The 20,057-nt window shown below is 34.0% G+C and carries 17 protein-coding genes; 10 read left to right on the top strand and 7 right to left on the bottom strand.

Annotated elements, in window-relative coordinates; translation table 11 throughout:
- Positions 1–351: 351 nt before the first annotated feature.
- The 6 genes from BW939_RS11340 to BW939_RS11315 form a co-directional block, all read right to left on the bottom strand.
- Entirely contained in the window at positions 352–588 is a 237-nt protein-coding gene (locus BW939_RS11340) for a type II toxin-antitoxin system ParD family antitoxin (RefSeq protein ID WP_076452136.1), read from the bottom strand.
- 126 nt (positions 589–714) lie between these two features.
- On the bottom strand, positions 715–2,469 hold the full coding sequence (gene aspS / locus BW939_RS11335; protein ID WP_076452135.1) for an aspartate--tRNA ligase: 1,755 nt from the start codon (positions 2,467–2,469) through the stop codon (positions 715–717).
- 169 nt (positions 2,470–2,638) lie between these two features.
- On the bottom strand, positions 2,639–3,076 hold the full coding sequence (locus BW939_RS11330) for an ankyrin repeat domain-containing protein (RefSeq protein WP_076452134.1): 438 nt from the start codon (positions 3,074–3,076) through the stop codon (positions 2,639–2,641).
- Between the two features lie 395 nt (positions 3,077–3,471).
- A complete protein-coding gene (locus BW939_RS11325) occupies positions 3,472–4,125 on the bottom strand; it encodes a DUF937 domain-containing protein (protein ID WP_076452133.1) in 654 nt (217 codons plus the stop codon).
- Positions 4,126–4,202: 77 nt separating this feature from the next.
- The gene (locus tag BW939_RS11320) at positions 4,203–5,459 is read right to left on the bottom strand and encodes a protein O-mannosyl-transferase family (protein WP_076452132.1); all 1,257 of its coding nucleotides are present in this window, start codon (positions 5,457–5,459) and stop codon (positions 4,203–4,205) included.
- 3 nt (positions 5,460–5,462) lie between these two features.
- Positions 5,463–5,972, bottom strand: a complete 510-nt coding sequence (locus BW939_RS11315; RefSeq protein ID WP_076452131.1) for a DUF2480 family protein — start codon at positions 5,970–5,972, stop codon at positions 5,463–5,465.
- A 118-nt stretch (positions 5,973–6,090) separates the two neighbouring features.
- Here BW939_RS11315 and lpxB point away from each other — a divergent pair, with 118 nt between their 5' ends.
- From lpxB to BW939_RS11290, 5 genes are all read left to right on the top strand, one after another.
- Positions 6,091–7,200 carry a lipid-A-disaccharide synthase gene (gene lpxB, locus BW939_RS11310; protein WP_076452223.1) on the top strand — a complete coding sequence of 370 codons (1,110 nt, stop codon included), beginning with the start codon at positions 6,091–6,093 and terminating at the stop codon, positions 7,198–7,200.
- Positions 7,201–7,254: 54 nt separating this feature from the next.
- Positions 7,255–9,030, top strand: coding sequence for a ComEC/Rec2 family competence protein (locus BW939_RS11305; protein WP_076452130.1), 1,776 nt, complete (start codon positions 7,255–7,257; stop codon positions 9,028–9,030).
- A gap of 140 nt (positions 9,031–9,170) precedes the next feature.
- On the top strand, positions 9,171–9,833 hold the full coding sequence (locus BW939_RS11300) for a succinate dehydrogenase cytochrome b subunit (RefSeq protein ID WP_076452129.1): 663 nt from the start codon (positions 9,171–9,173) through the stop codon (positions 9,831–9,833).
- Positions 9,834–9,848: 15 nt separating this feature from the next.
- Positions 9,849–11,861 (top strand): fumarate reductase/succinate dehydrogenase flavoprotein subunit, encoded by a 2,013-nt coding sequence (locus BW939_RS11295; protein ID WP_076452128.1) that lies wholly within the window; start codon positions 9,849–9,851, stop codon positions 11,859–11,861.
- Between the two features lie 24 nt (positions 11,862–11,885).
- Positions 11,886–12,653, top strand: a complete 768-nt coding sequence (locus BW939_RS11290) for a succinate dehydrogenase/fumarate reductase iron-sulfur subunit (protein ID WP_076452127.1) — start codon at positions 11,886–11,888, stop codon at positions 12,651–12,653.
- Positions 12,654–12,715: 62 nt separating this feature from the next.
- Here BW939_RS11290 and BW939_RS11285 read toward each other — a convergent pair whose 3' ends face one another.
- Positions 12,716–12,931 carry a helix-turn-helix domain-containing protein gene (locus BW939_RS11285; RefSeq protein WP_076452126.1) on the bottom strand — a complete coding sequence of 72 codons (216 nt, stop codon included), beginning with the start codon at positions 12,929–12,931 and terminating at the stop codon, positions 12,716–12,718.
- Positions 12,932–13,097: 166 nt separating this feature from the next.
- Here BW939_RS11285 and BW939_RS11280 point away from each other — a divergent pair, with 166 nt between their 5' ends.
- The 5 genes from BW939_RS11280 to BW939_RS11260 all read left to right on the top strand — a co-directional run bounded on the left by BW939_RS11280 (position 13,098) and on the right by BW939_RS11260 (position 20,057).
- Complete coding sequence (locus BW939_RS11280) at positions 13,098–13,403, top strand: hypothetical protein (RefSeq protein WP_076452125.1); 306 nt, start codon at positions 13,098–13,100, stop codon at positions 13,401–13,403.
- A 62-nt stretch (positions 13,404–13,465) separates the two neighbouring features.
- Entirely contained in the window at positions 13,466–14,221 is a 756-nt protein-coding gene (locus tag BW939_RS11275) for a GLPGLI family protein (RefSeq protein ID WP_076452124.1), read from the top strand.
- Positions 14,222–14,453: 232 nt separating this feature from the next.
- Positions 14,454–15,986, top strand: a complete 1,533-nt coding sequence (locus BW939_RS11270; RefSeq protein ID WP_076452123.1) for a TlpA family protein disulfide reductase — start codon at positions 14,454–14,456, stop codon at positions 15,984–15,986.
- Between the two features lie 156 nt (positions 15,987–16,142).
- Positions 16,143–17,549 (top strand): 23S rRNA (uracil(1939)-C(5))-methyltransferase RlmD, encoded by a 1,407-nt coding sequence (gene rlmD / locus BW939_RS11265; protein ID WP_076452122.1) that lies wholly within the window; start codon positions 16,143–16,145, stop codon positions 17,547–17,549.
- Positions 17,550–17,585: 36 nt separating this feature from the next.
- Complete coding sequence (locus BW939_RS11260; protein WP_076452121.1) at positions 17,586–20,057, top strand: zinc-dependent metalloprotease; 2,472 nt, start codon at positions 17,586–17,588, stop codon at positions 20,055–20,057.

The raw sequence follows: 20,057 nt of genomic DNA, 5'->3' as shown, positions 1-20,057 counted from the left end.
TAATATTTCTAAAGGTGATTTCATAGGATTTGTGTGTTAGTAAAAATAAGACATTTTAATTATTTTTATGTTTGATTTTAAATGAAAGAAAACCTCATAATTATAGAAAACTATGAGGTTTTATTATAAATTCTAGAATTTAATCTTGATTAAAAATAATTGACATTTTTTTGGATAGAATTAATAGGTCGCTCTTATGAAGCTTTAATTTTAAAAACAACTATTTTCTATTAACAGTTTGCTCCTAATGGAGCTGTAAAATATCCCATCGGGATGTACTGTAATAGAAAAATGAAATGACCAAGAAGCAAAGCTCCAGGGGAGCGACCTGTCTATTCATTTTTAGGCAACCTATTTTTGATGCAGATTTTCTTTAAATTTTTCACGATTAAAATTGACAGAAAACCCAGATTTTTCTCCTTTTTTAAGTTCTTTAATCAATTCAAATTTCTGGGTTTCTTCTTGTTTAAACGTTCGTAAAGCAGCTCTTACAACTTCACTTGCAGAAGAATATTTTCTTGTTTTAATTTGAGAGTTGATAAAATTGTCGAAATAATCTCTCAATAAAATCGATGTATTCTTAGCCATAACTTTAGAGTTTACTTTCTAAAATTAAATATACCAAGGTTTGGTATGTATCCAAATTTACTTATGGGAAAATTGTTGGATATTATTGATGTAAAAAAAAGCGAGAAAAAAATTCTCGCTTTTAATTTATGATTTTAAATTCAATTGTAATTCCAACTCATTCAGCTGTTCCTGATGAATCGCCGCCGGCGCATCAATCATCACATCTCGGCCAGAGTTATTTTTCGGGAAAGCGATATAGTCTCTGATTACTTCATTTCCATCAAGAATCGCCACCAATCGGTCAAATCCGAAAGCCAAACCACCGTGTGGCGGAGCGCCGTATTTGAAGGCGTTCATCAAAAATCCGAACTGCGCTTCTGCTTCTTCTTTTGAGAATCCTAAAAGGTCAAACATTTTCGATTGCAAATCTCTGTCAAAAATTCTGATAGAACCGCCACCAATTTCGTTTCCGTTTAACACCAAATCATAAGCGTTGGCTCTGGCTTTTCCGGGGTCGGTTTCCAAAAGGTGGAAATCTTCGGTTTTCGGAGACGTGAAAGGGTGGTGCATAGCGTGGTAACGTCCGCTTTCTTCATCAAATTCTAATAGAGGGAAATCTACAACCCAAAGTGGTGCAAATTCGTTTCCTTTTCTTAAGCCAAGACGGTTTCCGAGTTCCATTCTTAACGCTGAAAGTTGGGTTCTCACTTTGTCAGCATTTCCGCTCATTACGAAAATTAAATCTCCAGCTTTTGCTCCGAATTCTTCTGTGATTTTCTTTAAATCGTCTTCAGAATAGAATTTATTGACAGACGAAGTTACAACGCCATCGTTTTGGAATTTAATCCAAACCAATCCAGTTGCGCCTATCTGTGGGCGTTTTACCCAATCCACCAATTCGTCGATTTGCTTTCTGGTGTAATCTGCAATTCCTTCAACGTTGATTCCGACAACCAATTCTGCTTCGTCGAATATTTTGAAGTCTTTTCCTTTTGTTAAATCGTTCAACTCGTGGAATTCCATTCCGAAACGGATATCCGGTTTGTCGTTTCCATATTTTTGCATCGCATCTGCGAAAGTCATTCTTGGGAAATCTTGGAAATCATTTCCTGTGATGTCTTTCAAAAGAACTTTTGTCATTCCTTCGAAAATATTCATAATATCTTCCTGCTCTACAAACGCCATTTCGCAATCGATTTGAGTAAATTCCGGCTGTCTGTCGGCTCTTAAATCTTCATCACGGAAACATTTTACGATTTGGAAATATTTGTCCATTCCGCCAACCATCAACAATTGTTTGAAAGTTTGTGGCGATTGTGGAAGTGCATAAAACTGTCCAGGATTCATTCTACTTGGAACCACGAAATCTCTTGCGCCTTCCGGAGTAGATTTGATTAAAACGGGAGTTTCAACCTCAATAAAACCTTCGTCTGAAAGATAATTTCTTACTTTCTGCGCCATTTTGTGACGGAAAATCAATTTATCTCTTACGGGAGCTCTTCTGATATCCAGGTATCGGTATTTCATTCTCAGTTCTTCGCCACCGTCGGTTTCGTCTTCAATGGTGAAAGGAGGCAGTTGAGATTCATTAAGAACTTCTAATTTTTCAACTAAAATTTCAATTTCTCCTGTTGGAATATTGGGGTTTTTGCTTACTCTTTCTATTACTTTTCCTGTAATCTGAATTACGAATTCACGTCCCAATTTTTTTGCATTATCCATCAATTCTGCTGAAGAACGGTCTTGGTCCCAAACCAATTGTGTGATTCCATAACGATCTCGCAGATCTATCCAAATCATAAAACCTTTGTCGCGGATGGTTTGTACCCAGCCAGAAAGTGTTACTTTTTCATTAAGATTTTTAAGAGATAGTTCTCCGTTTGTGTGCGATCGAAACATAAAATTGAGTTTAAGATTAAGATTTAAGGTTCAATATTTGTGAAATCAACTTCATGAGATTGAATATGAACTTTTAATTTACGGGTGCAAAGATAAGATTTTTGAAGGGTTTAGAAATAAAAAAAACTTCCCGAGGGAAGTTTGTGATGTATTTTTTTTAAAAAATATATTATTTAAGAAGTCCTAGAACTGCAGTACGCTTATAAGTTGTAGCATAATCTTTAGCAGTTAGCCCATTGTTGTCTTTTGCATCTTTATTAGCCCCTTTTTGTAAAAGAATTTTCACAAGTTCTGGGGTGTCAAATTTTGCCCCTTCCATTAGCGGAGTGTTCCCTTTGCAGGCAATATTTACATCTGCACCGTTTTGTAAAAGGAAATTAAAAATTGCAGTTTTATTAAACCTTGTAGCGTATGCAATTGGTGTGAAAGATTCGTCTTTTACATTGATGCATTTATTGTAAGAGTCTTTAGGGAAGGCTTTTTTAAACTCTTCTACGTTACCTGTCTGGAAACGTCTTTGCTGTTCGTTTGTGATTTGCTGAGCATTTACTGTTACCGAAATGATGACGAATGCTAAAGATAAGAAAGTAGAAATTATATTTTTCATAGATCAATTATTTTCTTAATTATATACAAATGTAAATATTTTTTTTGATAAATTTTGATGCAACTTGCAAAGAGACAAACGGTAAGTTAAAATTTCTTTAAATTTTATTCTATTAGTATAATGATTTCTGTTTTTTTCCATTTTTTTTGGTTTATCTAATGTGGTTTGTGCTTTTGTTGTATTATTGTTTATTTAGGGCGCTATTTGAAATAATAAGATTAATTCATAGAATGATTTTCAAGAATGTAATTGCTTGTTTTTCATTATTAGACTCTTATTATTACAAGTTTGTATTTCTATATCAGGAAATAATAAATAATTATTGAAATTTTAATTTTAAAAAAAATACCGAAGAAATAATTCTCCGGTATTCAAATATTTAATTTTAATTTCTATTATTTTCCGCCAAGAAACCCTCCAAGTAGGTCGCCTAGTCCGCCACCACCTTGCTTGTTGTTTCCAGCGCCTCCAAGTACGCTTCCCAAGATATCGCCCAATCCTCCAGCAGAAGATTGCGCTCCGCTTCCTCCAAGTACGCTTCCTAAGATATTGCTTAAAGGATCATTTTGCCCTTGGGCCTGATTTTGTGCATTGCCAAGAATTCCACCTAAAAGATCTCCGAGACCACCTGCTCCAACGTTGCTTTGTTGTTTTTCTTTACCTATATAGCCCATAATTACTGGTGCAAGCATTGCCAAAATAGGTCCTATTTTATCAATGGAAATTCCTGTATTTTGTGAAAGATTATTTTCAAAGGTATTTTTTTCGTTTCCGAAAATGTGTGAAAGGATAGAACCTCCTTCGTTTTGTCTTGCATCAGCCTGTGAAACATCATCTAAGATACTTCCGTCATGGTCTTTGTCTAAAGCGTTATTTAAAGCTTCAGCCTCTTTTGCGTCTTGAGATTTGTTTCTAAGATAAGAAATAACCAATGGTGCAGCTACTGCCAAGAGTGCTAAAATCTGTGTTTTGCTTACTCCAAATTTATTTTCTGCTTGTTCAGCAACTTGATTGCCTGTGTTTCCTGTTAAAAGATCAATTAAACTCATTTTGTGTTTAAATTTTAATTATTATACTTCAAATTTAGTAAAAAATATTCTTTGTAGTAAAACACAAATACAATATTTTAAAATTTCTTTATTTCACTTTCTGTAAAGCCTTTAGATTTCATAAGTTTTACATATTCATCCACAGAAGCCTTCATCCAATGTATGGGTTCTGGAGCTGTTTTTTTATCAATTACGAATTCTATTATCCCCTTATTGTTATTCATCCAAGGTAAAAGATAATATGCAATTCCACCTTTGTAACTTTTGAAATCATCAAATGCTTTTCCTTTCGCAGTTTTCCCTACAATACAAAAGGATAAAATGTAAAACACGGGTATAAAAGCACATGTGAAAGAAGTTTTTTTGAATAGATTTTCTCTGTACGTAAATCCGTATCCTATAGCTATTGCAAAAATAATGTTGAATGGTAAGAAAAAAACATAATTATCTGATACTGCATAAAATGTAGAAAAGCCGTACACAAAAAAAGAGCATACTAGGAAAACGAAAAACATTTTTCTGTTTTCTTTGTACAAAGTAAAGATACCCACGATGCCAAAAAAGATAAAAAATGTAAAATTATAAACCAAGTAGAATATTGATTTTATAAAATCTGTGATGTATTGTATAGAATTTTTTTTGAAAGAATCTGCCAACCATTCACCTTGGTCAGATGAATAGGGAGAATTAAGAGGTAATCCTTGGGAATAATTTAAAATAAATAAAGCCGAAAAAATGAATGCAAATAGTACTAAAGAAGTAATTGCCTGTTTTTTTTGAAATCTCATATAATAGATGAAAGTCAAAAACCCAGGTATCATAAGTACGTTCTGAATGTGTACCCACATAGAAACACCAAAAAACAAACCGCAGAGTACAATGTAAAATGTATTTTCAGAATAAAAACTTTTGATCATACAGAAAATAAAAAGAGCTATCCATAAACAATTGAAGGTGTAAACTTCAATTATTTCTGCATTTCGCCAAAAACTGAAACTAAAATCAAAGATTACTGCGGCAACAAAACTGGTAAATTTGTTTGCATTTAAAGTAAAAATGCTGAAATAAACAACGACTACCGATAAAGCAGCGGAAATGATAACTAAAGCTCTGTTGGCCTCAATTCCGCTCAAAGAAAAAATGTCTTTAAACAGTATTGCAGTATTAATGTAAAGAAAATGAGAAGTTGCCGTGGCAGTTGTAATGTAATCGCCTTGCTCTACAGTGAGTACAAAACCGGTACAGTCGGCAAAAGGTATTCTATCAAAACTGCCACAGTAGTAAATAGTAAGAAAAATTAAAAAAAGCAGAAGCGCGGTAACGTATCTATTCATTCATTAATTTTTCAAAATAGGAACATTCGAACAAGCTTCTCCGAACATGAGAGATTTTACAATAGGCTGTATTTTTTCTACCAATTCTACATAGGCATTTTCGGGAATTTTTTTGTCTGAACAACCTTTTACCAACACTCTTTTGCCGTTCATTTCAGAAAAATCATGGTTTTTGATGGCATCATGCATCAGAATTATTTCTAAATTGTCTAAGTCCCCAAAAACTATTTTTTTTGTCACATTGGTTAATTTTGCTGTGATTAAAAAATAGGCCCAAAGCGGTACAATTGCATCTGCAGAATTATAGATATAAACGAAAGAATCGCGAAAATCTTCAATGTTGATGTCTGACACTTTTTCGCGAAAGTCTTTTTCTTTTAAAACCATTTCCATAAAAAGAAAATCTTTTAGATCAATCCCTTTTCTATTGCCTTTGGGAACCAAATCGGAAAGGTCGAAATTAATCAATCCGCTGGTGGCTACTTTATTTTTTATTTCAAATTCTTCTGACATTTTTATCATTATCTTTGAAGCAAATTTACTCAATTATTATTTGAAATTTGAGGTTTACAATTTAAGTTTAAATGTCACTTCAATAGACAAAATCATTCATCGTATATCATTTTACATTATGAAATACTACATCATCGCAGGTGAGGCATCCGGAGATTTGCACGGAAGCAATTTAATGAAAGCTTTAAAGCAGAAAGATTCTCAAGCAGAATTCAGGTTTTGGGGTGGAGATTTGATGCAGAAACAAGGCGGAATTTTAGTGAAACACTATCGTGATCTTGCATTTATGGGATTTCTGGAAGTGGCGAAGAACTTGAGGACGATTTTAAACAACATTAAAATCTGTAAACAAGATATTAAAAAAAATAAACCAGACGTTTTGGTTTTAGTAGATTATCCGGGCTTCAATCTCCGAATTGCTAAATTTGCTAAAGAAATAGGAATTAAAGTGGTTTACTATATTTCGCCACAGCTTTGGGCTTGGAAAGAAGGTCGTGTAGAGATTATCAAAAAATATGTGGATGAAATGATGGTTATTTTGCCTTTCGAGGAAGAATTTTATCAAAAACATGGAGTGAAATCTCATTTTGTTGGGCATCCACTTTTAGATGCAATTTCAAGTCTCGATGATATTATCGCTGATGATTTTAAATGTGAAAATGGCCTAAACGAAAAAGAAATAATAGCTCTTTTACCAGGCTCTAGAAAACAAGAAGTGGAGAAAATGCTGGAAATCATGCTTTCTGTTCGCCCCTATTTTGAAAATTATCAGTTTGTGATTGCCGGTGCGCCGAGTTTGGAAAAAGAATTTTACCAAAAATATGTGGATGATAACGTGCATTTCGTTTCCAATAAAACATACGATTTACTTAGGTGTTCCAAAGCAGCATTGGTAACATCTGGAACGGCTACATTGGAAACGGCTCTCCTCAATATTCCGGAAGTGGTTTGCTATCGTGGAAGCAAAATTTCTTACGCAATTGCCAAAAGATTAGTGAAAAATATTAAATACATCTCTTTGGTCAATTTGATTATGGATAGGGAAGTGGTGAAGGAATTGATTCAGGATGAACTCAATACCAAAAATCTTGTCAGCGAACTGAATTTCATTCTAGAAGGCGATAGAAGAGAGGTTATGCTCACTAATTTTAAACTTTTAAGGGAAAAACTAGGAGGAAAAGGCGCTAGTGAAAATGCAGCAGATATTATTTTAATTCAAAAAAAATAGAAAAAAAAATTCACTGTATTATAAAAATTTTTAATTTAGTTTGTTCAAACACAAATGATTTTGAACAAGCAACCTCTCTTGATTCTTGTCCTTTCTTTTATCCTAGGAATTTTCTTTCAGGATATATTTTCTTTTGATCAAGGTTTCATCTTTGTAATTCTTTTATTTTCAATAATAATTATTGTATTATTTTTTCTGAAAAATCGTATTGTATTTAAAATCAGAAATCTTCTTCTCATAATTTTACTTTTCGGCTTAGGAATTTTTTTTCATTTTTATAATAGTTGGAGTGAAGATAATTTGAATTTAAAGTCGAATGAAACGATTGTTTTTAAAATTTCAAAGAAGCTGAACTCCAATGATAAATATAAAAAGTATGAAGTTTGTGCTCAGGTTGGTGAAAAATCGTTTGATGCAATTGTGAATGTAGAAAAAAATCACAAAGAATTAGATTTTAACCATTATTATCAAACTAAAGCGTATGTTATTCAATCTAAATCTCCTGAACATGATTTTCAGTTTGATTATGCAAAATATTTAAAACGTAAAAACCTTCATTATCAATGTTTTATCAATGGGCAGATTTTCTCTGTAATAAGAAATGATTTAAATCTAAGCGAAAGAATTAGGCAAAAACGTCTTGAGATTTTGCAAAAAATCAATCATTCTGAAATGAATTTCAGTAGTCGGGAGTTTTTAAAAGGAATTATTCTTGCAGACCGTACAGAAATAGATTCTCAAACCCTTCAAGATTTTAATCGTTCTGGTTTGGTGCATTTTTTAGCTATTTCAGGAACACACATAGTTGTAATTTTCGGAATGTTTTACTTCTTGTTGATGAGGTTTTCGCCCGTTGGTTTGAAGAAGTACGCCATTGTCATCAGTTTACTATTCATCTGGGTTTTTGCAATCTTCATTGGTTTTGGAAACTCTGTAGTGCGCTCTTGCATTATGATTTCAGTTTATTTTATTTACGTATTGCTACAACGTAAGCCAGATTTACTTCACTCAATGGCACTTTCTGCCTTTGTTATTTTAATTATTGATACTCAGCAGATTTTTGATGTTGGCTTTCAGCTGAGTTTTCTTGCTGTTTTAGGGATTTATTGGCTCAATCAACCTATTCTGAAATACCTTCCGAGGCAAGATAATTATTTCAAGAGACTTATTTTCAATACAATTTCTATTTCTATTGCTGCACAATTGGCTACCTTGCCTTTGGTTTTTTATTATTTTCATCAGTTTTCTTTGATTTCTATTTTTGCCAATTTCTTCATTGTTCCTTTTTCAGAATTAATCATCATTTTTTCTTTTGTAATGACGGCCTTAATTGGTTTAGATTTAGATTTTGAATTCATTGTTGTAGCCTATGACTTTATTATTCAAGTGTTGTTAAAAATTATTCATTGGTTTGCTGGTTTTGATAGTTTGTTTTTTGAAAACATTCCTTTGAATTTAACTGAAGTAGCTGTTTTAATGGGAGTTGTGTATTTACTTAAACCTTTGCTTAATAAGTTTAATTCAAAAAATTTCTCTAATGTGATTTTCTTAATTATTACATTTTTTATCATAAGGATTTTATTTAATATTACTGAAAATCAAAAAGATGAATTGTTGATTCATCACTACAAAAAACAAATAGTAGTTTCTGTAAAGACTAGAGATAAAGTAGAATTTTGGATCAATTCTCAAGGTCCAAAAGATAAAATTCAACAATACATTATCAATCCATATATTTCATCACGCAGAATTCATCAATTTGAAATTAAAAATATGCCGCCCGCATCAAAGATGGTTACTTTTAAAGGCAAATCTTATCTATTGAAATAATTCTTGAGGTAAAACTTCATCCATTTAGATGAATTTCAATCCTATTTAGAAACATTACAAACTGCTTAATAGTGAGATTTCTCACTTTTTAGTTTTGTTAACATTTCTTAATTTTGTGGAAAATCAAATTTAAACTCAATATGGCAGGTTTAACAAGTACTTCGATAGGAAGGAAATATGCAATGGCACTTTCAGCAATGTTTTTGCTGATTTTTTTGTTGATGCATTTATCCACCAACATGACATCTGTTTTCAGTGAAGATGTTTTCAACTCAGCTTCTCATTTTATGGGTTACAATCCGGCGGTTCAGTTCCTGATGCAACCTATTTTGATGTTTGCAGTGATATTCCATTTTGTAATGGGATTCATTTTGGAAATAAGAAATAACAAGGCACGTCCTATAAAATATGCCGATAACAAAGGTTCTGCTAACTCTACATGGATGTCTAGAAATATGATTATTTCTGGTGCTGTGATTTTAGCATTTTTGGTATTGCATTTTTATGATTTTTATTTTCCTGAAATGAATTACAAATACATTCAGGCAAATACACCAGATGAGACCAGATATTATGCTGAGCTTCATCACAAATTCCACGATCTTTGGAGAGTGATTCTTTATGTAGTCGCTTTCGGTTTGCTTGGTTTACACTTAGCACACGGATTTCAGTCTTCTTTCCAATCAATTGGAGCGAGACATCCAAAATATACACCAGTAATTAAGGCTTTTGGAAATTGGTATTCTATCCTTATTCCGCTTGGTTTTATTTTCATCGCAGTTTTTCATTACGTAACTCAATAATTTCAATATACTAATATGAGTAAATTAGATTCTAGAATTCCAGCTGGTCCACTTAAGGATAAATGGAAAAATCATAAAGACCATATGAACCTTGTTGCGCCTAACAACCGTGATAAAATTGATATTATTGTTGTAGGTACAGGTTTGGCAGGTGGTTCTGCAGCAGCTACTTTAGCTGAGCAAGGATATAATGTAAAGGCATTTTGTTATCAAGATTCACCTAGAAGAGCCCATTCTATTGCGGCACAAGGTGGTATAAACGCGGCTAAAAATTATCAGGGAGACGGTGACTCTACTTACAGATTGTTCTACGACACCATTAAAGGTGGAGATTACAGAGCAAGAGAAGCAAATGTTTACAGATTAGCTGAGGTTTCTGCAAATATAATTGACCAATGTGTTTCTCAGGGAGTTCCATTTGGTAGAGATTACGGCGGACAGTTAGATAACCGTTCATTTGGTGGGGTTCAGGTTAAAAGAACTTTCTACGCAAAAGGACAAACTGGTCAGCAGTTATTATTAGGTGCTTATTCTTCATTAAGCCGTCAAATCGGAAAAGGAAGAGTGAAAATGTACAACCGTCATGAAATGCTTGAATTGGTAATCGTAGACGGAAAAGCAAGAGGAATCATCGCAAGAAACCTTGTAACAGGCGAGATCGAAAGACACTCAGCTCACGCAGTGGTAATTGCTTCAGGAGGTTACGGAAACGTTTATTTCCTTTCTACCAACGCAATGGGATCAAACGTTTCTGCAGCTTGGAAAATTCATAAAAAAGGAGCGTATTTCGCTAACCCTTGTTATGTTCAGATTCACCCGACTTGTATTCCGGTTCACGGAACTCAGCAGTCTAAACTTACCTTGATGTCTGAATCATTAAGAAACTCAGGCAGAATCTGGGTTCCTAAAAAAATTGAAGATTCAGTTGCCATCAGAGAAGGTAAATTAAGACCTGAAAACATTAAAGAAGAAGATAGAGATTACTATTTAGAAAGAAGATATCCTGCATTCGGAAACTTAGTTCCTCGTGACGTTGCGTCTAGAGCAGGTAAAGAAAGATGTGATGCTGGTTTCGGAATAGAAAATAATGAAACTAAAGAAGGGGTTTACCTAGATTTCTCTACAGAGATTATTAAAAAAGGTAGAGAAACCGCTATCGAAAAAAACATTCAAAATCCTACAGATCAACAAATATACGATCTTGGAAAAGCTTGGATTGAAGAAAAGTATGGTAACTTATTCGTAATGTATGAAAAGATTACGGCAGATGACCCTTACAAAACCCCAATGAAAATTTATCCTGCCGTTCATTACACAATGGGTGGTGTATGGGTTGATTACAATTTACAATCTACAATCCCTGGATGTTTCGTAATTGGTGAAGCCAACTTCTCAGACCACGGAGCCAACAGATTGGGTGCTTCTGCATTGATGCAAGGTTTGGCAGACGGATATTTCGTTCTACCTTACACTATTGCAGATTATCTTTCTGCTGACATCAGAACGGGAACAATTCCTACAAATTCTGCTGAGTTTGAAGCAGCTGAAAAGGAAATTAAAGACAAAGTAAACTTCTTTGTAAATAATAAAGGAACACATTCAGTAGATCATTTCCACAAAAGGCTAGGACACATCATGTGGAATAAGGTGGGGATGGGAAGAACTCCTGAAGGTTTAAGAGAAGCGATTGCAGAAATTGATCAAGTTAAAAAAGATTTCTGGAAAGACGTGAAAGTAATGGGTGAAGCTGAAGGAATGAACACCGAGCTTGAAAAAGCGTTCAGAGTAGCAGACTTTATCGAGTTAGGACAATTGATGGCTATCGATGCTTTACACAGAAACGAATCTTGTGGAGGGCATTTCAGAGAAGATCATTCTACTCCTGAAGGCGAGGCAGAAAGAGATGATGTTAACTTTAAATATGTAGGAGCTTGGGAATATCAAGGTGATGATATCAAACAGGAAGTTCTGCATAAAGAAGAGCTTATCTATGAGAACATCGAAGTTAAAGCGAGAAGTTACAAATAATCTCCAACCTATAAATATAAAATTATGAGTGCAAAAAAAGGCCTTCATCTTACGCTGAAAATTTGGAGACAAAAAAATACAAAGACCAAAGGTCAGTTTGAGACCTACAAAATATCAGATGTTTCTACAGATTCTTCATTCTTGGAGATGCTAGACATTCTGAACGAAAACTTAATCAACGAAGGAAAAGAACCTATCGCTTTTGATCACGACTGTCGTGAAGGAATCTGCGGGATGTGTTCTCTTTACATCAATGGTAGAGCGCACGGGCCAGATACCGGGATTACAACGTGTCAGCTTCACATGAGAATGTTCAAAGACGGTGAAACTATCGTTATCGAACCTTGGAGAAGTGCAGCATTCCCAGTTATCAAAGATTTGATGGTAGACAGAAGTGCGTTCGACAGGATTATGGCTGCAGGTGGTTTCATCTCGGTAAATACTTCCGGAAATACTTTGGATGCCAATGCAATTCCGGTTCCCAAAGAAGATGCAGATAAAGCAATGGATGCTGCAGCATGTATCGGTTGTGGAGCTTGTGTAGCTTCTTGTAAAAACGGTTCAGCGATGTTATTCGTTGGAGCTAAAGTTTCTCAATATGCACTTTTACCTCAAGGTAGAGTAGAAGCTAAGAGAAGAGTTTTGAACATGGTAAAAGCGATGGATGAAGAAGGATTCGGAAACTGTTCAAACACCGGAGCTTGTGAAGTAGAATGTCCTAAAGGTATTTCTCTAGAGAATATCGCAAGAATGAACAGAGAGTACTTTGTTGCAAATGTAGACAGAGGATAATCTGTTTAAAAACAAATCATAAAAAACCGGTTTCAAACATTTGAAACCGGTTTTTTTGTATTTTAAGCTTCTTGCAAAAATTCCTTCATTTCATCACAAGATATTGAAAAATAAGCTTTGATTTTTTCGAGGTACTCTAAGGTGGCTTTTTCGCTGCCATTCTCTATTTTAGAAACTTTACTTTGGGGAATGCCTAAATCTATGGCTAATGTTTCCTGTGAAATATTTTTTCTTTCTCTAAATTTTCTTAGACGAAAACCTCTTTCTTTATTAGTCATTTGTTGTTTTTTTGTGGTTCAAATGTAAAAAAAAATAATTTAAACACGTAAAATATTTTTGGTTTTAAGGTGTACGATTATTCTAAAATAGAATAGGTAGCGAAAAATAATATTTTCAAATTTGTGAAGGTTTTTAAACTATTAATAAACAAAATTTTTAAACATTATGAAAAAACTATTCGTAGGAGCTGCTATTGTAGTAGCTGGATTAGCAAGTGCAAAAAATTCCGTAGAAAGCAAAGTAGAGACTAAGCCAAAAACTGAGTTTAAAGCTGAAGCAAAAACAGAAGCTAAACCAGAGGTTAAATACGTAAAACAAACATGCGGAGTACAAATTACGTATTATTCTGGAGGTCAAGTTGTAGGTAGCCAACTAGTAACATCAGAACAGGAAACTTTGTCAGATTGCCAAAAATGGCAAAATGGAGTAAGATTTGCTTTGCAAATTGCAGGCTATTGGACGGTAGGATAACCCTAACAAAACTTAAAGTCCCTATTAAAAAATAGGGGCTTTTAATTAATAAAATCAATAATATGAATAAAATATTCTTTTTCATCCTATTTTCAATCTCTTTATTTTTCAATGCACAACAAATCCACGTTAGATATTTGAAGGTGCTGTCTTCTTTTGCAACCACTCACGAAGATCTATATATTAAGAACAATCAAGTTATATCAATCCAAGATTCAATTATCACCCAAAATAAATTAACTGACAGTTGGACGATGGCTGTTAACATAGACAATGGAAAAAAACCTCCAAAACAATATTATGTATCTGATTTAAGTAAGGATAAATCAAAAGATTTCTTTTTTACTTCAAATGTGGATAGCAGAAGTTTTTTCATCTATGATAAAGTTGATCAACCAAATTGGAAAATAGAAGAAAATCAAACGAAAACAATCGCTGGCTATAAATGTATAAAGGCAACTGGTGTGTTTAGAGGTTCAAATATTACAGCGTATTTTACAAAGGACCTACCTTACTCTGCCGGACCATTCAAATTTTATGGATTACCTGGTTTGATACTAGATATTAGGGTAGATAATATGGATCATGAAATATGGAAGGCTGAAAAAGTTACTGTCGATGATAAAAAATCTATAGTTTATAAACCACAGTTTCTCAAAAATGAAAAAATAAGCTTAAAAGATTATGTAGAAGTAAAAGAAGCTCACCTGAATAGTTTATTTAAAAAGGTAAGTGATGCTCTTCCAACTTCAGGTGGGAAAATTACTGTTCAAAATAACCAAAGGTTTACCGTGGAACAAAAGTATGAATGGGAATAGAATCAATAAACAAAATTTTTAATTCTAACTGAGGCTGTAATTCTAACTGAGTCAAGAGTATATTTAAAATAGTAATAATGAAAAGATAAGACGAATTTGTTTTGTAAGACAGTAAAACAACAAAACAAAAATTCAATTGATTTTTTTAGTTAAATCTTTCATAAAATAAGTTTAAACAGTATCTGTAGTTGGCTTGAAAAACTTATTTTTGCCTAATTATTTAAAATCAAAAATGAAGAAATATCTTTTGTTATTCGTCATTGCAATATTTGTAATGTCTTGTTCAAAAAAAGTTGAGATCAAAGGAAAGATCGCAGGAAGTTCTCCACTAGAAAGAATCGAGTTTGTAGAGGCTTCCGGTGTAGCTACTTTACCGTTAATCAATATCGGTTTAGATAAAGACGGAAATTTCACAGGAAACTTTGAAGCTCCGAAAGACGGAATGTACCTGATGAATTATGCAGGGAAATCTAACCTTATTTTCTTAAAAGGGGGTCAGAATATCAATATTTCGGGTAATTCTGCTACATTTCCAAACGAATTCACAGTAACGGGAGACGGTAAAGCAGATAACGAATTCTTTCAGGCTTGTCAGAAATATTTAATTACCTATGGTCAAACTTTAGATATTCAGGGATTAAGTAATGGTACTGAAGCCGATTTTATTAAAGGAATTAAAAAAATTGAAGCTGACCTTAATAAGAATGTTGATGAAAACATCAAAAAATTCAACCCTGGGAAAGAAATTACACAATGGAAGAAGAATGATGTAAACACTGCAATTCTTAATGTAATGGCAGGTTATGAATTATCACAAATGCAAAAATCGGGTAATCCTGCATTTAAAGTTTCAAAATCTTTTACAGATTATGAAAACAAATTGCTAGAGAATAAAGAAGAGATGGTGAAATCTAGTCCTTTCTTCAGACAATATCTTTTAACGAAACTAAGCCCAGAATTTGAGAAATTTGCTCAAAACGCAGCTAAAGGAAAAGCGGATATTACAGCTTCAGAGCTTTTTGATGATTTCCTTAAAACCAAAAAAGATTTATCACAAGTTGCCAAAGATTATCTTTTGTCATTCGTAATTGCTCAACGTGATATGCACTTGGGGACTTCTGCAAAAGCTTCTGCAAAAATCGCTGAGATTATAGAAAAAGATATTAAAGACGCTTCGGTAAAAGAAGATCTTAAAAAAATGCAGTTTGCCATCAACGGTGTTAAAATAGGAGATGCTGTTCCGGATGTGAAATTGGTGAAACAAGACGGTACTGCTTTCAAACTTACAGAAAATGGTAACAAGCCCACAGTTGTAGTATTCTATGCATCATGGAATCCTTATATTGCAGAAGGTACAGTTCCAGTAATGAAAGAAGTGGTAAACTTCTATAAAGCTAAAATGAATTTCGTTTACGTAAACCTTGATGATACAAAAGATCAGTTTGCAAAAACAAGCAGTGCAATGCTAAAAGGTATTGCAGGAACAAATGTTTACGCAGAAGGAGGTTTGAATTCTGATGCTGCCAAAAAATTCGGAATTTATGGTTTCAAACTACCTTGCTTCATCGTTGTAGACAAAAGCGGTAAAGTGGCAAGCAGACCATACATGAATTTGGGCGAGCAAGAATTGGTAACGATTCTTGATAAGCAAACAGGATTGTCTGCACCAATGGCAGCACCAAACCCTCAGCAACAACAAATGCTGACTCCAGAGCAAATGCAGGAAATGGCGCCTCCACCGCCACCTGTTGAGACAAAAAAATAATTGATAAAATACAGCAAAACCTTGTCTTCGGATAAGGTTTTTTTTATTTGTATTTTTGCAAACTGAAATCGATAGGTTTCGGAAAAAAGTATTCGAAAAAATAGAAAACTTACGGAGATAAAATAGAAAACTAACTCCGTAGCAATAGAAATTGTTATGAGAAAGAAGAAAGATGTAATTCTAGAAAATATAAAACTTTTTGCAGCTGGTGCAAAAGGGGTTGCGATAGGAAAAACCCAAGAAGGGAAAACTGTTTTGGTATCGGGAGCAATTCCTGGTGATGTGGTAAATGCGAGAGTGAAAAAATCGAAATCTAATTATTTTGAGGCAGAAGTAAAAGAAATCGTAGAGAAATCACCATTCCGTGTAGAGCCGAAATGCATTCACTTTGGTGTTTGTGGAGGCTGCAAATGGCAGAATATGAGTTACGAAAAGCAACTCGATTTCAAACAAGAAGAAGTTTACAATAATATTAAAAGAATCGGTGGAATTGAAAACTTTGAAACTATTCCTATTTTGGGTGCAGAAGAGCAGTATTTCTACCGAAATAAAATGGAGTTTTCTTTCTCTAACGCAAGATGGTTGACGCAATATGAAATCAGCTCGGAAGAAAATTTTGGAAGCAGAGATGCTTTAGGATTTCATATTCCAGGGATGTGGAGTAAGATTTTAGATTTAAAGGAATGTTTTCTACAAGAAGATCCTTCTAATGCAATTCGTTTAGCGGTTAAAAAATTTGCCGAAAATAAAGGTCTAGACTTTTTTGATGTGAAAGCTCAGAAAGGCTTCTTGCGTACCTTAATGATGAGACAAAATTCTAAAGGAGAATGGATGGTTTTGTTCCAACTTTACAGAGAAGAAAAAGAAAACCGTACTCAATTATTTGATTTTCTTCTGGAGCAATTCCCACAAATTAAAACACTGGTTTACGCCATCAATCCTAAGCAGAATGATTCTATTTATGATTTAAATGTAAATACCTACTTCGGAGATGGTTTTTTAATGGAAGAAATGGATGGGCTGAAATTTAAAATAGGACCTAAATCTTTCTTTCAAACCAACTATAAACAAGCTTTAGAACTCTACAGAAAAACACTTGAATTTGCCGATTTAAAAGGCGATGAAGTAGTTTACGATTTATATACAGGCACAGGAACAATTGCCCAATATGTTGCAAGAAATGCAAAACACGTTATAGGAATAGAATCTGTGCAAGAAGCCATCGACGCAGCCATCGAACATGCTGAACTAAATGGTTTAAAGAATACTACTTTCTACTGTGGCGATATGAAAAATGTTTTCAACGATGAGTTTTTAGAAAATCATCCGAAAGCAGATGTTCTTATTACTGATCCGCCAAGAGATGGTATGCACCAGAAAGTGGTAGAGCAAATCTTGAAATTAGCCCCAGAAAAAGTAGTTTATGTGAGCTGTAATTCTGCTACACAAGCAAGAGATATTGCATTGATGAAAGAGCATTATACCTTAGTGAAAATTCTTCCTGTAGATATGTTCCCGCAAACGCACCACGTGGAGAATATAGCACTGCTTATCAAAAAATAATTGCTTAATTTTGAAATTGTAAATTTAAAGAACTGAATGAAAAACGTGAAAAAACTTTGCATAGCGCTAGCTTCTGTGGTATTTATGATGTCTGTACAGAATTTTTATTCTCAAGAAAAAGATTCTACTATTATAAAAAAAGATCCGGCCACTGCGAAAAAGGAAGATGATAAAAAGAAGTCGCCAATGAAGCCTTACAAAGAAATTATTACCGATAAGGCAATTTCGGATGATGGCGTTTTCACAGTTCATAAAGTTGATGACAAATATTATTTTGAAATTCCGGATTCTGTATTGAAAAAAGAATTTCTCCTGGTAACAAGACTCACCAAAGCGGCTGCAGGAATGCGTTCCGGAACATCTGGTTATGCAGGTGACCAGATTGGTCAGCAGGTGGTAGCTTTCGAGAAAGGCCCGAAAGATAAAATTCTTTTAAGATCAATTTCGTTTGTAGATTATGCTAAAGATTCTACATCAGATATGTACAATTCTGTAACGAGAAACAACGTGCAGTCAATCATCAAATCTTTTGATGTGAAAACGTATGGTGTTAATAAGAAAACAACCGTAATAGAAGTTACAGATGTTTTGAACGCAGATACAGAACTTACTTCTTTCTCGGTTTGGTATAAAGATGCTTACAGAGTTGGAGCTTTCCAAAAAGATATGTCTTTTGTGAATTTTGTAAAGTCTTATCCTACGAATATTGAAATCAACACTACGAAAACTTTCGCAAGAACTTTAGGGAAATTATCTCCGGAGCTGGCAAAAGATGCACCCAAAATCAGCGGAAATTATACAGTAGAAGTTAACTCTTCATTTGTGCTTCTTCCTGAAAACAAAATGCAGGCAAGATATTTTGACCAGAGAGTAGGGTATTTTACAGTAGGTTACACAGATTTTGATCTGGATCCTCAGGGAGTGAAGAAAATTTCTTTAGTGAAAAGATGGAGACTAGAGCCAAAACCTCAGGATCTAGAAAAATATAATAATGGTGAACTGGTAGACCCTGCAAAACCAATCGTTTTCTACATTGATCCAGCAACTCCCAAAAAATGGATTCCTTATTTAATACAGGGCGTTAATGATTGGCAAAAAGCTTTCGAAAAAGCAGGTTTCAAAAATGCCATCATCGCAAAGGTTCCGAACTCAAAAACAGATCCGGAATGGAGCCTTGAAGACGCAAGATTTTCGGCTATTGTTTATAAGCCTTCAGACGTACCTAATGCTTCGGGACCCTCAATTTCAGATCCAAGAACAGGGGAAATCTTAGAAAGTCATATCAATTGGTATCACAACGTAATGCAGCTTTTGAGAAACTGGTATTTCGTTCAGGCATCTCCAAACGACCCAAGAGCTAGAAAAGTAGAGTTTGACGATAAATTGATGGGAGAACTCATTCGTTTTGTTTCTTCTCATGAAGTGGGACACACTTTAGGCCTGAGGCATAATTACGGTTCTAGCTCTACCGTGCCTGTTGAAAAATTAAGAGATAAAAAATGGGTTGAAAAAAATGGGCACACTCCTTCAATTATGGATTATGCAAGATTTAATTATGTAGCACAACCAGAAGACAATATCAGCGATGCAGGGATTATGCCTAGAATTGGTGATTACGACGATTGGGCTATTGAATGGGGATATAGAAGATTTAATGAATACAAAACCCCTGAAGCTGAAAAAGAATTTTTAAACAAATGGGTCATTAAAAACCTTAAAAATGATAGACTTTGGTTTGGTACAGAAACGAATCCTTTTGACCCCAGATCCCAAAGTGAACAAGTTGGTGACAATGCTATGCTTGCAAGCACTTACGGAATCAAAAACCTTAAAAGAATCATTGATAATCTAGAGGAATGGACAAAAAAACCAAACGAAGATTACGATAATTTGGGAATGATGTACGATCAAGTGGTTACTCAGTTTAAAAGATATGCCGGCCACGTTTCAAAATATATTGGTGGTGAAATGGAAACGCCTAAAATGGTGGAACAATCTGGAGCTGTTTACGAACCTGTCTCTAAGAAAGAACAGAAAGAAGCGATGCTATTTTTAAATGAAAATGTTTTCGCCACTCCAAATTGGCTCATTAAAAAAGAAATTTTTGAGAAAACAGGAAAAGCACCAGCAGAAACGATTTCTGATATTCAAACCGGTGTTTTGTCTAGAATATTAAGCCCTATGGTATTGCAAAAAATGTATCAAATGGAAACTATCGATTCTAATACGTATACTTTAATTGAGTTGTTTTCAGATTTGAATACTTCTATTATAAGAAAAGATAATCCGGATGTTTATTCCAGAAATCTTCAGAGAAATTATGTAGAACAACAAATAAAATTGGCAGATTCTAAATCTTTTGAAAAAACAGATGTCTCGGCTGTTGCAAGAGGAAATTTAAACTCAATAAAAAAAGAATTGGCCGCAAAAACTGATGAAAATACGATAAACAAATACCATTACGAAGATCTTGTTTTTAGAATAGAAAAAGCTTTAGACCCAAAATAA

The sequence above is a fragment of the Chryseobacterium piscicola genome, assembly GCF_900156685.1.
Lineage (GTDB): Bacteria > Bacteroidota > Bacteroidia > Flavobacteriales > Weeksellaceae > Chryseobacterium > Chryseobacterium piscicola.
Note: the sequence above shows the minus strand (reverse complement) of the source record. Positions and strands in the feature narration are given on the sequence as shown.

Coding starts and splice junctions, on each gene's coding strand:
- BW939_RS11330 (WP_076452134.1), bottom strand. CDS start 3,076: ATGAAAAATATAATTTCTACTTTCTTATCTTTAGCATTCGTCATCATT.
- BW939_RS11280 (WP_076452125.1), top strand. CDS start 13,098: ATGAAAAAACTATTCGTAGGAGCTGCTATTGTAGTAGCTGGATTAGCA.
- BW939_RS11320 (WP_076452132.1), bottom strand. CDS start 5,459: ATGAATAGATACGTTACCGCGCTTCTGCTTTTTTTAATTTTTCTTACT.
- BW939_RS11285 (WP_076452126.1), bottom strand. CDS start 12,931: ATGACTAATAAAGAAAGAGGTTTTCGTCTAAGAAAATTTAGAGAAAGA.
- BW939_RS11315 (WP_076452131.1), bottom strand. CDS start 5,972: ATGTCAGAAGAATTTGAAATAAAAAATAAAGTAGCCACCAGCGGATTG.
- BW939_RS11275 (WP_076452124.1), top strand. CDS start 13,466: ATGAATAAAATATTCTTTTTCATCCTATTTTCAATCTCTTTATTTTTC.
- BW939_RS11340 (WP_076452136.1), bottom strand. CDS start 588: ATGGCTAAGAATACATCGATTTTATTGAGAGATTATTTCGACAATTTT.
- BW939_RS11260 (WP_076452121.1), top strand. CDS start 17,586: ATGAAAAACGTGAAAAAACTTTGCATAGCGCTAGCTTCTGTGGTATTT.
- BW939_RS11290 (WP_076452127.1), top strand. CDS start 11,886: ATGAGTGCAAAAAAAGGCCTTCATCTTACGCTGAAAATTTGGAGACAA.
- BW939_RS11325 (WP_076452133.1), bottom strand. CDS start 4,125: ATGAGTTTAATTGATCTTTTAACAGGAAACACAGGCAATCAAGTTGCT.
- lpxB (WP_076452223.1), top strand. CDS start 6,091: ATGAAATACTACATCATCGCAGGTGAGGCATCCGGAGATTTGCACGGA.
- aspS (WP_076452135.1), bottom strand. CDS start 2,469: ATGTTTCGATCGCACACAAACGGAGAACTATCTCTTAAAAATCTTAAT.
- BW939_RS11270 (WP_076452123.1), top strand. CDS start 14,454: ATGAAGAAATATCTTTTGTTATTCGTCATTGCAATATTTGTAATGTCT.
- rlmD (WP_076452122.1), top strand. CDS start 16,143: ATGAGAAAGAAGAAAGATGTAATTCTAGAAAATATAAAACTTTTTGCA.
- BW939_RS11295 (WP_076452128.1), top strand. CDS start 9,849: ATGAGTAAATTAGATTCTAGAATTCCAGCTGGTCCACTTAAGGATAAA.
- BW939_RS11305 (WP_076452130.1), top strand. CDS start 7,255: ATGATTTTGAACAAGCAACCTCTCTTGATTCTTGTCCTTTCTTTTATC.
- BW939_RS11300 (WP_076452129.1), top strand. CDS start 9,171: ATGGCAGGTTTAACAAGTACTTCGATAGGAAGGAAATATGCAATGGCA.